This window comes from Pseudonocardia sp. TRM90224 (genome assembly GCF_021245725.1).
GTDB lineage: Bacteria > Actinomycetota > Actinomycetes > Mycobacteriales > Pseudonocardiaceae > Pseudonocardia.
The window spans coordinates 16,770-29,758 of sequence record NZ_JAJGSX010000070.1 but is presented as its reverse complement, the minus strand read 5'-3'; the positions used below and the strand labels follow the sequence as shown (position 1 = coordinate 29,758).

At 73.2% G+C, this 12,989-nt stretch carries 5 protein-coding genes; 4 read left to right on the top strand and 1 reads right to left on the bottom strand.

Annotated elements, in window-relative coordinates; genetic code table 11:
• Positions 1-33: 33 nt before the first annotated feature.
• Positions 34-438: an HNH endonuclease signature motif containing protein gene (locus LL648_RS45940; RefSeq protein WP_374112195.1), complete on the top strand. Its 405-nt coding sequence runs from the start codon at positions 34-36 to the stop codon at positions 436-438.
• Here LL648_RS45940 and LL648_RS41795 read toward each other — a convergent pair.
• Complete coding sequence (locus LL648_RS41795; RefSeq protein WP_232668532.1) at positions 349-708, bottom strand: hypothetical protein; 360 nt, start codon at positions 706-708, stop codon at positions 349-351. The genes LL648_RS45940 and LL648_RS41795 overlap by 90 nt on opposite strands.
• 152 nt (positions 709-860) lie before the next feature.
• Between LL648_RS41795 and LL648_RS44900 the strand changes: the two genes are divergently transcribed.
• The 3 genes from LL648_RS44900 to LL648_RS41780 all read left to right on the top strand — a co-directional run bounded on the left by LL648_RS44900 (position 861) and on the right by LL648_RS41780 (position 12,899).
• On the top strand, positions 861-2,393 hold the full coding sequence (locus tag LL648_RS44900) for an OmpA family protein (RefSeq protein WP_305080826.1): 1,533 nt from the start codon (positions 861-863) through the stop codon (positions 2,391-2,393).
• 109 nt (positions 2,394-2,502) lie between these two features.
• Complete coding sequence (locus LL648_RS41785) at positions 2,503-5,931, top strand: non-ribosomal peptide synthetase (protein ID WP_232668531.1); 3,429 nt, start codon at positions 2,503-2,505, stop codon at positions 5,929-5,931.
• Positions 5,928-12,899, top strand: a complete 6,972-nt coding sequence (locus LL648_RS41780) for a non-ribosomal peptide synthetase/MFS transporter (RefSeq protein WP_232668530.1) — start codon at positions 5,928-5,930, stop codon at positions 12,897-12,899. The genes LL648_RS41785 and LL648_RS41780 overlap by 4 nt, the downstream gene beginning before the upstream one ends.
• Positions 12,900-12,989 lie beyond the last annotated feature (90 nt).

Sequence of the window (12,989 nt, the reverse complement as noted above, 5' to 3'; positions counted from 1 at the left end):
CTCGCCTGCAACGCCGCCGTCATTCCGATCGTCATGAACAGCGACAGCCAGCCCCTCGACATCGGCCGCCTCTCCCGAGTGATTCCTGACGGAATGCGACGAGCCGTCGCAGCCCGTGACCGCGGATGTGCACGATGTGGCCGCCCGGCGAGTTGGTGCGACATCCACCATGTCGTCGAATGGCAGAACGGTGGACCAACTGAAATCAACAACCTCGTCATGCTATGCCGAATGCACCACCGCGAAATACATGCCACCGAATGGATCGTCCGGATGGTCGACGGCCTACCCGAATTCATTCCCCCCAGGTATATCGATCCGGATCAAGTCCCACGACGAAGGCCCGGCTCAGAGCGTTGCCCGCAGTTTGCGACCGGTCAGAAAGGTCCAGACCAACGCGAGCAGGAGAACCACCGCGATCACAGGTCGTACAGCTGACGGGAGCTCGTCCTGGGTCGTCGACCAGATCAACATCGGCTGAGCGCACCAGACGGCGCCGAACGACACGCACTGCCAGCCGACGAGGCGGACCTGCTCCGCGGTCGCTGCCCCACCCGGCTGCGCTCGGAACCTCCGGCCCAACGGTGAGATGAGGAACTCCAGGGACGGTGGGATGCGCCCGGCAACCAGGAAGATCACCCCCGGCACGACCAGGACCAGTAGCGACACGATTGCCAACGCCACCGATGCGTACACGAGCCACGACATGCACGGATCGTCGGCGCAGCCGATTTCACGGTCATGTCACCCGGCTCTCATCGACGTGCCGAAGCCCGGCGATCTTCCGCGAAACGCCGTTGAGCCGTCCGTGAAACAGCCGCTCGCCATCCTGGCCGAACTGGTGCTAACGGAGGTTCAACATGTACGGGCGAACTGGACGGGGTCGGGGACGCGTCATCGGGGCGGCTGCCGCGCTGCTGGTGCTGGTGCTGCCCGCCTGCGGACGTACCGAGCAGGGCATCGCGAGTGCTGCTTCGGAATCGGCCCCCGCTGCGACCGCAGCCCTCCCGGCCGGCCCGGCCCCGGTGGCCGGCAACGGTGTGGTGGCGGAGCCGATCGCGACGACGCTGCCGGTGCGCGGGGACAACCTCCGGCTGGTCCGGACCGGCGCGGACCTCTTGGCGTTCCAGTTCGAGTTCGTCAACACCGGCGAGAAGCCGGTCGAGCCGGACTGGGTCGGCCTCGACGGGTACACGCACGTGATCGTGCAGCTCATCGACCTGCCGCGAGGCACGGGATACGTGTCGGCGCTCTCGGCCGAGATCCTGCCGTGGAACGAGTTCTCCTTGAACCCGGGCTTGCCGATGATCAGCAAGAGCGCGCAGGACTCGATCGCACCGGGTGCGTCGGCGACCGTCACGGTCGTGTTCCACGCGCCGCCGCCGGAGACGACCTCGATGCTGGTCTCGATGGACGGGTTCCTGCCCGTCGAGGTGCCGGTGCTGCCCCAAGGTTCCTCGGAGCTGCGTGACGATCCGATCCTGCACGTCCAGGCACAACCGGAGGACGACCGCCGGGGGCCGGTGCTCTGCGCCGTGGCATCCGCCCCTGAGGCCACCACCACGGAGTCGCAGTTCCGGCTGCCCGCGGACATCGCCTTCGAGTTCGGCAGCGCGGCGCTCAGCGAATCCGTCGGGCCCGCCCTGGACGGTCTGAAGAAGCAGGTGACCGCCGCGTCCGGGACCGTGGTCGTCGAAGGTCACACCGATTCCATCGGAACCGACGCGGCCAACCAGACGCTGTCCGAGCAGCGCGCAGCCGCGGTGCGCAGCGCCCTGGAGGCTCGACTCGGCACCGGGTTCCAGTTCACGTCCACCGGGCTCGGGGAGTCCCGACCGATCGCGTCCAACACGAAGCCCGACGGCAGCGACGACCCGAACGGGCGGGCGCAGAACCGCAGGGTCGAGGTCACGATCACCACGACCAAGGCCACAACGGCTACGACCGCCGCACCGGCGCTGGACCCGTCGGTCAACACCGTCGCGCTCGCCAAGGCCGGCCTCGTGCCCAAGCTGCGCAGCGTCCGCGCGCTGGCCGGGTTCGCCCTGGCGCAGGTGGAGATCACCAACACCGGCACGCTCGACATCCCGCTCGGCTACCTCGCGGACAACCACATCGCCTTCCCGGACGACGTGGTCGCCGACACCGGCGGCGAGATGAGCCTCAGCGATGGCAAGGGCGCGCTGCACAACACGTGCGAGCTCGTCGAGTCGTGGATCAACCTCGTCGCGCCCAGCTTCCCGTCCTTCGTCCCGCTGGGCGGCGACAAGCTGCCTGCCGGCGCCACCGCCGTCATGTGGGCCCTGTTCGCGAACCCGCCGGGCGACCAGGCGGTCGTCACGATCAAGGTCGGTGGCTTCGCCGATTCGTTCAGCGCCACGGTCGGACGCTGACGCCTCGTCGTCGACAGGGACAGCACCTGCACGGACACGCCGATGACATCTCCGTGAGACGGCGGCCGGGCACGTTCGACGTCTCGGTCGGCACAAGCGGGGGGCAACGATGTTCGAGAGCGATCGGGTGCACGAGGCGTTCGGCGACCAGGTTCGCCGAACACCCGAGCGCACAGCGGTGGTCGCAGGCACGACCCGGTTGACCTACGCGCAGCTCGCCGAACGATCCGATCGGATCGCCGCGGCGCTGCTCGCCGGCGGCGCCGGCAGCGGGTCGCTCGTCGGGATCTGCCTCGGCCGGGACGAGAACCTGCCGGCCGCGTTGCTCGGGACGCTGAAGGCCGGCGCCGCCTACGTCCCGCTCGACCCCTCGCACCCACCGGCGAGGGTGGCGTTCGTCGGCGAGGACACCGCGATGGCGGCCGTGCTGACCGACGCGCGGTCACAACGGGCGGCGGCCGCCACCGGGGCGACCGCCATCCGGCTGGACCAGCTGGATCAACTGCCCGCCGCCTCCGACGTCCCGACCGGTCGCGGCACGGGTGGATCCGGCACGGGCGGATCCGACGCCGCGTACGTGATCTACACGTCGGGGTCGACGGGGACGCCCAAGGGGGTGGTCGTCGAACACCGCAGCATGCTCGGGCTCCTGCGCACAGCAGGGCGGCTGTGCTCGGCCGACGAGCTGGCGGGGACCCTCGCGGCCACGTCCATCTGCTTCGACTTCTCGGTCGTCGAGCTGTTCGGCCCGCTGCTGCACGGCGGCACGGTGATCGTCGCGGACGACCTGCTCTCGCTGGCGGCGCTGCCCGCCCGCGACGAGGTGACGATGGTGTGCGCGGTGCCGTCCGCGCTCGCGGCAATGGTTCGACGGCCGCTCCCGGCGCGGCTGCGCACCGTCCTCGCCGGTGGTGAGGCGCTGACGCGCACGCTCGCCGACCGCTGCTTCGCGCACCCGCAGGTCCAGCGCGTGGTGAACCTCTACGGGCCGACCGAGTGCTCCGTCTTCTGCACCGCGGCCGAGGTCGAGCGGGTGGGCGAGCAGGACCCGCCGATCGGCACGCCGGTGCCCGGCGCCCTGCTCTCGGTGCGCGACAGCGCGACGGGACGCGATCTGCTCGGCGACGCGACGGGCGAGCTGTGGGTGAGCGGCGCCGTGCTCGCCCGCGGGTACCTGCGCCGCCCCGAGCTCGACGCCGACCGCTTCGTCCAGACCGCGGCCGGACGCGCCTACCGGACGGGCGATCTCGTCCGGCGCACCGACGGCGTGTTCGAGTACCTCGGCCGCATCGACGACCAGGTGAAGATCCGCGGGTTCCGGATCGAGGTCGGTGAGGTGGCCGCGGCCTTGGCCGCCCATCCCGAGGTCACGCACCCGGTTGTGCTGCCCGTCGCCGACGAGGGCGGCACCCGCAGGCTCGTCGCGTACGCCGAGGCCACCGACGTGTCGGCCGTCTCCGAGAGCGCGTTGCGCAGCTGGCTGCGGCAGCGCCTCCCCGGTTACATGGTCCCGTCGCGGATCGGTGTGCTCGAGCGGCTCCCGATCGGCCCGTCGGGGAAGGTCGACCGCGCCGCGCTGCTCGCCATGCCGCTGCCGCGGCCAGGAGGCATCGACTACACCGCGCCCCGGACGGAGACGGAGCACCGCATCACCGAGGTGCTCTCCCACGTGCTCGGGACACCCCAGGTCGGCGTGCACGACCGGTTCATCGACTTGGGCGGCCACTCGCTCACCGCCGCGGCGGTCGCGGTCGAGCTCGAACGCCGGTACGGATGGCAGGTGCCGGTCGCGCTGCCGCTCACCCATCCCACGGCCGCCATGATGAGCGCCCAGGTGGAGGCCACGAATGCGGGGCCGGCGCGGGTCGTGCCACGACCGACCCGCCACCCGGGGCGCACGACGTACCCGCTCACCGGCACCCAGCAGGACCTGTGGACGCTGCGGCAGCTGCATCCCGACGTCCCGACCACCACGGTCGGCGTGCGGCTGGGCATGCACGGCCCGGTCGACGAGACGACGCTGCGCGCCGCGCTCGACGGCGTGGTCCGCAGGCACGAGGTGCTGCGAGGCACCTTCCAGAATGCCGTCGGCGGCGCGCTCGCCGTCGTGCACGAGCCCTGTCCCGTCCCGCTCGAAGTGGTCGACCTGCGTCGGCAGGCCGACCCGGCCACGGCCGCCGGAGCGATCACTCGGCAAGCCGTGGCGCACGTGTTCGACCTGGCCACCGAGGTGCCGCTGATCAAGGCCGTGCTCCTGCGGCTGGGCGACGAGCTGGCCGAGCTGGTCGTCGTCGTCGACCACATCGCGTTCGACGGCGCGTCGATCGGGCAGCTGATCGCCGAGCTCGCCGCCGGGACGATCGGCGACCCGGATGTGGCGGGGAGCGGGTTCCAGGTGGGCGACGTCGCGCTGCACGAGCAGGCGCTCGCGGAGCTGCCGGGCCGGACCGAGCAGCTGCGGGCGTTCTGGCGCTCGGCGCTGGCCGGCGCCGAGCTGCCGGACGACCTGCGCGGCGCGGCCGCCGTACGTTCCGACGGGGCTGACAGGGCTGGTGTCTTCCGCACCGTCCGGGCCACCTTCGGCGTGCCACCCGCGCTCGCGAACGGCCTCCGCGAGGCCGCGACGACCCACGGGTTCACCGTGTCCACGGCGTACCTGACCGCCCTGGCGTCGCTGGTCAGCGCCATGACGGGACGCGCGGACACCGTCGTGGGCATGACTTCTGCCCAGCGGTCCCAACCGGGGCTGGACACCGTCATCGGGCCGCTCTTCGACATGCTGCCCGTGCGCGTGGCTGGAGCGGGCGCGCCGACGTTCCGCCTGCTGGCGAGCCGCGCCGCGACCGCGCTGGCCGCCGCGCTGTCGCACCAGGAACTGCCCGCGGCGGAGCTGGCCGGCTGCTTGCCGCGGACAGCCGGGACCTCGGCGAACCCGGTGGCCCTCTCCGTGCAGCCGGAGATCGTGGTGCGGGCGGCCGCGGGTGGGCTGCGGATCGAGCTGCTCGGTGAGGTCGGGTCCGGCTGGTCGGCCAACGCTCTGACGTTCTTCGTGAACGAGACGGTCGCCGGCACCGAGCTGCAGGTCGAGTATGCCGTCGACAGGTTCGACCACGACGACGTCACCGGGATGGCCCGGCGGTTGCTCGGGCTGCTCGCCTCGGCCGTCGCCGACCCCGACGAACCCGCCGCGGAGCTCCAGCTCGTCGGGCCGGTCGAGCGGACCGAGCCGGGAGGCGTCGAGGAGGGCGCCGGCCCGGCGGATCGGCGACCGGTCCGGGGTGACGCGGAGCTGCTGGTCGCCGATGTGTGGCAGGAGGTGCTCGACGGCAGGCAGGTGTGGGCCGACGACAACTTCTTCGAGGTGGGCGGGAGCTCGTTCGCCGCGATCCGGGCGGCGATGGTGCTGCGTGATGCGATCGGGGCTCTGGTGCCGGTGCGGTTGCTGTTCGACCACCCGGTGCTCAGCGACTTCGCCGGCGCGCTCGCGGAGCTGCTGACCACCGAGCTCACACCGGTCGAAACGGACGTCTCGCCGTGACCGGCCTGCTCCGGCAGAGGCTCGCCGACGCCCGGCTCGCTGTGCGGGGCACGACCGTCGTCCCGCGGCCGGACCGGCACGCCCCCGCCCCGCTCTCCTCCGCGCAGGCGCGGCTCTGGTTCCTGCACCGGATGGAGCCCGAGTCGCCCGCGTACCACGTCCCCATCGTGCTGCGCCTGCGCGGCGACCTCGATGTGGATGCGCTCTCCGCGGCGGTGCGGGACCTCGCGGAACGGCACGACGTGCTGCGCAGCATCGTCGCCGACGCGGCGGACGGGCCGTCGCTGGTGGTCGGGCCGGCCGCCGCGGTCCCGGTGCAGGTGCGTGCCGTCCGAGCCGCCGAGTTGGACGGGGAGGTCCGCGCCGAGATCTTGCGGCCGTTCGCGCTGGATACACAGCCGCCGATGCGGGCGCTGGTGCTCGCGCTCGACGCACGGAACCACGTCCTCGTGATCACGATCCACCACATCGCGACGGACGCCGAATCGGGGAAGTTGCTGCTGGCCGACCTCGGCGCGGCGTACGGCGCCCGCACCGGCCGGGCACCCGCGCCGCCTGCGCCACCGCTGCAGCACGCCGACGTCACGGCCTGGGCCGCCCAGGACTCGGCCGGAACGGAGGCGGATCTGCGCTGGTGGGCCGAGCAGCTGGCTGCGCCGGCCCCTGCGCTCGACCTGCCGGCCGACCGCCCCGTGCCGCGACGCCGCTCGGCGCCGGCTGCCGGGATCGTCCCGGTGCCGTTGACGGCCGACCTCGCCGCCCGCGTGCGTGCTGCCGCGGCGGACCGGCGCGGGACCACGCCGTTCATGGTGCTGCTCGCGGCGCTGCAGGCGCTGCTGGCCCGCGTCACCGGCAGCACCGACATCAGCGTCGGCGTCCCGCACACCGGACGGCACCATCCCGGCTCGGCGAGGGTGGTGGGCTGCTTCATCAACACGCTGGTCGTGCGGACCGACCTCGCGGGCGATCCCAGCGGTGCGGAGCTGCTCGACCGGGTCCGCGACGGCGTGCTCGACGCGTTCGAGCACGCCGGAGCACCCTTCGAGAAGGTCGTCGAGCGGGCGGCACCCGAACGCGGCACGTCGCACAACCCGCTGTTCCAGGTGCTGCTCAACATGCACGGGCCGGGGCCGGCGGCGATCGACCTGCCCGGCCTGACGGCGGAGCTGGTCGAGGCGGCACCGCTCGCCGCCAAGCTCGACCTGACCGTCACGGTCGTCGACGACGGCACGACCATGACCGCCGAGCTCACCTACGCACGCGACATCTTCGACGAGACGACGGCCGCGCGCTTCGGATCGTGGTTCGCCGCGCAGCTCGACGGGATCCTCGCCGACCAGCACCGGCCGGCCGGCGCCGCGCCGCTCGAACCCTCCCCCACGGTGACCGGGACGCCAGCATCGTTCCCCGCCGGGCACGGCCTGACCGCGCTGGTCGAGCGTTGGGCCGTGACCAGCCCCGACCGGACGGCGGTCGTCGGGAAAGACGGGCAGCTCACGTACGCGGAGCTCGACACGCGGGCCAACCGGCTCGCCCACCGCCTCCATTCGCACGGGGTGACCGCGCAGGAGCCGGTTGCCGTCGCGTGCGAGCGCACCACCGACCTCGTCGTCGCGATGCTGGGCGCGCTGAAGGCCGGGGCGGCCTACCTGCCGCTCGACCCGACGCACCCGGCCGAGCGGCTGGCCGAGCTGCTGCGGGTGGCCGGGGCGCGTGTGCTGCTGACCCAGCGCGGCGGGCCGTCCGCTCCGGCACACGTCACCGTGATCAACGTGGACGAGCCCGCCGCGTACGCGGGGATGCCGGACCACCGCCCTCCGGTCCACGTCCCACCTGAGCAACTGGCCTACGTGATGTTCACGTCGGGCTCCACCGGCACCCCGAAGGCCGTCGCCGTCGAGCACCGCCAGATCGAGCACTACGTGCACGCGGTGCTGGACCGGCTGGCCCCGCTCGAGGTCGCCGGCGCGTCGTTCGCGCTGGTCTCCACGCACGCGGCGGATCTCGGGCTCACCAACGTGCTCGGTGCGCTGACCACCGGCGGCACCCTGCACATGATCGACCGGGGCTCGGCCGTCGATCCGGAGGAGTTCGCCGCGCAGCTCGCGGAGCACCGCATCGATGTGATCAAGATGGTGCCGAGCCAGCTCGGGCTGCTCGCCGACGTCGACGACCTCGCGACCGTGCTCCCACGCAGGCTGCTGATCCTGGCGGGCGAGCCCTGCCCGGCCGATCTGCTCGGCCGGGTCCGTGCGGCGCGGCCCGATCTCGCCGTGCAGATCCACTACGGCCCCACCGAGACCGCGGTGTCCGTCCTCGGCTGCTCGGTGGAGGAGGCCGAGGGCGGCGGCACGATCGGCACTGCCGCGCCCCTCGGCAGGCCGTTCGCCGGGGTCGAGTGCCACGTCGTCGACGGCGCCGGCCGACCGGTGCCGCACGGCGTGGCCGGCGAGCTGTGGATCGGCGGTCCGAGCGTCGCACGCGGCTACCTCGCCCGGGACGACCTCACCGCACAGCGGTTCGTCCCCGATCCCGTCGACGGCACGACCCGCTGCTACCGGACCGGCGACCGGGTGCGGGTGCGGCGCAACGGGATCGTCGAGTTCCTCGGCCGCACCGACGACCAGATCAAGATCCGCGGCTACCGGGTCGAGCCCGGTGAGGTGGCGACCGCGCTGCGCGGCGACCCCGGTGTCGCCGCGGCGGTCGTGCTGCCCTTCGGCGACGGGGCGAGCCGGGAGCTCGCCGCCTGGGTCGTCGCGTCGCGCGGCGCGCCGCAGGACACCGCCGCACTGCGCGCACGGCTCTCCGTCACGATGCCTGCGCACATGGTCCCGACCAGGTGGAGATGGCTCGCCGCGCTGCCGCTCACCACGAACGGCAAGATCGACCGGGCCGCGCTGCCGGCGCCGGAACGTCCGGGCCGCCGGGCCCGAACCACGCAGCCCACCACCGACACCGAACGCGCCGTCGCAGCCGCCTGGGCCGAGGTGCTGAGCGTCCACGAGATCGGCCCTGACGACAACTTCTTCGCGCTCGGCGGGCACTCGTTCAGCGCGGCGAAGGTGGTGCACCTGCTGCGGGCCGCGACCGGGCGCGCCGTCCCGTTCCGGCTGCTCTTCGAGCACCCGGTGCTGCGTGCTGCCGCCGCGGCCGTCGACGCCACGCCGGCCGGCACGAGCAGCACCCCGATCACGCGGCGAACCGACCCCACCGCCCCGGCACCGCTGTCCGCCGCACAACGCCGGATGTGGTTCCTCGCCCAGCTCGACCCCGACGGCGTCGCCTACAACGTGCCGGTCGTGCTGCGCCTCTGCGGGCCGCTGGACAGCGCGGCGCTGCTCGCCGCCCTCCGTGATCTCGCCGAGCGCCACCACGTGCTGCGCAGCGTCTTCCCCGAGGAGTCGGGCGAGCCGGTCGTCGTGCCGCTACCGCCGGACCGCGTGCCGATCACGCTGGCGGACCTGCCGTCCGGCGCCGGGCTCTCCGAGTCACTGGCAGCGCTCGCCAGCCGCCCGTTCGGGTTGGCGGCCGAGCCACCGATGCGGGCGACGCTGCACCGGCTCGACGCCGACGAGCACGTGCTGGCGATGACGTTCCACCACATCGCGACGGACGCCCGGTCGCGCGAGCTGCTCACCACCGACCTGGCCCAGCTGTACGCGGCACGTCGCGGTGGCACAGCCGTTCCCCAGCTGGCAGAACCGACACTGCAGTACGCCGACATCACCGAGTGGGACGCGGCCCATCCCGACCCCGATGCCGAGGCCGACCTCGACTGGTGGTGCCAGGAGCTCGCCGACCTCGAGCCGGTGCTGGACCTCCCGCTCGACCGCGCCCGCACCCCCGGCGCCGACAGGCGGGGGGACACCGTCCCGGTCGTGCTGCCCGCCGGCCTGGCCGCGCAGGTCCGGGCCGTCGCGGCAGCCAACGCGTGCACCCCGTTCACGGTGGTGCTGGCCGCGTGGGCCGCGGTGCTCGCCAGGGTGTGCCGCACGACGGACGTGCCGATCGGGGTGCCGGAGACCGGCCGGCGCCGCCCGGGCCGTGACGACGTCGTCGGCTGCTTCGTCAACACGCTCGTGATGCGGATCGACCTTGCCTGCGATCCCACCGCACGCACGTTGCTCGACCGCGCGCGCGGCGCGGCCACCCGCGCGCTGGCGCACTCCGAGACCCCGTTCGAGCGGATCGTCGGACGCCTGCGGCCCGGCCGCGACCTGACCTCCACCCCGATCTTCCAGGTGATGCTGAACCTCGCCGGCCCGCCCGGCCCACCGGAGCTGGACGGGCTGACCGTGACCGAGCTCGCGCTCGACGAGGCCGGCCAGGGGTTCGAGGTCAAGGTGGATCTGGACCTGTCGCTGAACGACCTCGCCGGCGAGGACGGCGACCTGCACGGCCACCTGGTCCACCGCAGCGCGCTCATCGACCGCGGCACGGCGCACGAGATCTGCGCCGGGTTCGTCAGGCAGCTCGCCGCCATGGTCACCGATCTCGACGCGCCCGTCGGAGCCGGCGATCTCTCTGCGGACGTCCCTGCCGGGCCGCGCGCCGCGCCCGTCCCCGTCTCGGGGCAGGCGCGCGGGGACGGATCGCTGTCCTCCCCCACCGAGCGGTCGGTGGCCGAGGCGTGGGCGAGCGTGCTCGAACTCGACGATCTCCCAGGTCGGGCGGACGACTTCTTCGGCCTCGGCGGCGACTCGTTCACCGCCGTCCGCGCAGTACGGGCCATCGCCCCGAAGCTGCGGGTGATCGACCTGTTCACCCACCCGACCGTCGCCGCCCTCGCGGCGTTCCTCGACGGCACCGCCCCGGCCACCGCCGGCCGGGCCGGGCTGCTGCACCGCCTCAGCGGACCGCCCGCTGGGCGGACACCTACGGCAACGATGATCTGCCTGCCGTACGGCGGTGGCTCGGCCGCGGTGTTCGGCCCGCTCGCGCGGGCGATGCCGGACGGGGTCGCGGTGCTCGGCGTCGAGCTGCCGGGGCACGATCCGGCGCGGCCCGACGAAGCGGTGCAGGCGATGCCGGAGGTGGTCGCGCGGCTCGCGCGGGAGGTCGCCGAGTCGGTGCGCGGCCCGGTGCTGCTCTACGGCCACTGCGTCGGCTCGGCCGCCGCGACGGCTCTCGCCGGTCAGCTCGAACGCGACGGCAGGACGGTGCTCGGCGTGGTGCTCGCGGGCAGCTTCCCCTCCGCACGGCTGCCGGGGCGGCTGGCCGCGTGGGCGCACCGCACGTTCGGCGCCGACCGGTGGGAGTCCGACAGCTTCGTCCGCGACGCGCTGCGCGCGACCGGGGGGATCTTCGACGACCTGGACGAGGCCGCCACCGCCGTCGCGCTCCGGGCGCTGCGGCACGACGCCACCGAGGCCAGGTCCTGGTTCACCGCGCAGCTGGACCAGCCGCAACCCGCGCGGCTGCGGGCACCGGTGCTGTGCGTCGTCGGCGGCAGCGACCGGGCGACCGAGCTGCACCAGGAGCGGCACACCGAGTGGCTCGCGTTCGCCGAGCAGGTGGAGCTGGCCGTCCTGCCGAAGGCGGGCCACTACTTCTTGCGCCACCAGGCCGCCGAGCTCGCCGAGCTGATCACGGACCGGCTGGGGCGATGGCGGCTGCCGACCCCACCACCCACACCGACGGTTCCTGCTGTCGCCACACGCAGCCTGCGGGTGTTCTACCTGGTCGCCGCCGGCCAGCTGCTGTCGATGACCGGTAGCGCCCTGACCTCGTTCGCGCTCGGCATCTGGGCGTACCAGCGCTCCGGCCGGATCATCGATCTCGCGCTCGTCGTCATGCTCGCCCAGGTCCCGACCGCGGTGCTGACGCCGCTGGGCGGCGCGCTCGCCGACCGAGTCGATCGCAGGCGCATCATGCTGACCTGCGACGTCCTCGCCGGGATCGCGACGGCCGCGCTGGTGGTGCTGCTCGCCACCGACCGGCTCGACGTGTGGGGCGTGTGCCTGGTCGTGGCCGCGACGTCGACGGCCGCGGCCTTCCACCAGCCCGCCTACCTCGCCGCGATCGCCCAGCTGGTGCCCAAACCGTTCCTCCCGCAGGCCAACGCGCTGGCCAACCTCGGCTTCGGCATCGGCACGGTCGTCGGGCCCCTCGCCGGTGGCGCGCTGATGGCGGGCGCCGGGCTGACGGCGGTGGTGGCCGTGGACGTCGTCACGTTCGCCGTCGGGGTGGTCACCCTCCTGCTCGTGCGGTTCCCCGACCGGCTCTTCCACCGCCAGGAGGAGCCGATCCACAAGGCGATCACCGGCGGATGGCGGTTCGTCGCCCGCCGCAGACCGCTCCTGCTGATGGTGGGCTTCTTCGCCGTCGTCAACTACTTCACCGCCCTCATGTGGGTAGCCGTCACGCCGCTGGTGCTGGGGCTGGGCACGGCCGCCGACCTCGGTGTCGTCACGGCGGCAGGCGGGGTCGGAGCCGCGGTGGGGGCGCTCGCCGTCGCCGTGTGGGGCGGCACCCGACGGCGGGCAACCGGGATGATCGGGTTTGTTGCCGGCTCAGGCATCGGGATGCTGGTGATGGGGCTGTTCCCGGTCGTCCTGCTGATCGGGATCGGGTTCTTCGTCCGGCTCGCCTGCACGAGCATGGGCAACGCGCACTGGCTCGCGATCATCCAGGTGAAGGTCGGCCCGCAGCTGCAGGGCCGGGTGCTGTCCCTCAACATCATGCTGGCCACCCTCATGCAGCCGCTCGGCTTCCTCACCGCGGGCCCGCTCGCCGAGGACGTGTTCGCTCCGCTCGCCGCCGGTGCGCTGCTCGGGCACAGCAGCGGCGTCGCGCTGCTGATGGCGACGTCCGGGCTCGTGCTGCTGGTCTGGGGCCTGCTCGGCCTGTGCTGGCGGCGCTTGCACCACCTGGAGGACGACCTCCCCGACGCACCCACCGGCGCCGAGATCGAGACCGATCTCGATCTGGCACAGACCGCGGCGGATCACGCACAGCGCGCGTGAAAGGTGATCCGGGATCGATACGGATACCCGAAGGCGAGGACAGGAGCCACACCACACCCGTACCGTCAGGCTCCCGGTCGGCCCGTGCAC

What these genes read in the sequence shown, in the direction of transcription:
- LL648_RS45940 (WP_374112195.1), top strand. Translation starts at nt 34, where the DNA reads ATGAACAGCGACAGCCAGCCCCTCGACATCGGCCGCCTCTCCCGAGTG.
- LL648_RS41795 (WP_232668532.1), bottom strand. Translation starts at nt 708, where the DNA reads ATGTCGTGGCTCGTGTACGCATCGGTGGCGTTGGCAATCGTGTCGCTA.
- LL648_RS44900 (WP_305080826.1), top strand. Translation starts at nt 861, where the DNA reads ATGTACGGGCGAACTGGACGGGGTCGGGGACGCGTCATCGGGGCGGCT.
- LL648_RS41785 (WP_232668531.1), top strand. Translation starts at nt 2,503, where the DNA reads ATGTTCGAGAGCGATCGGGTGCACGAGGCGTTCGGCGACCAGGTTCGC.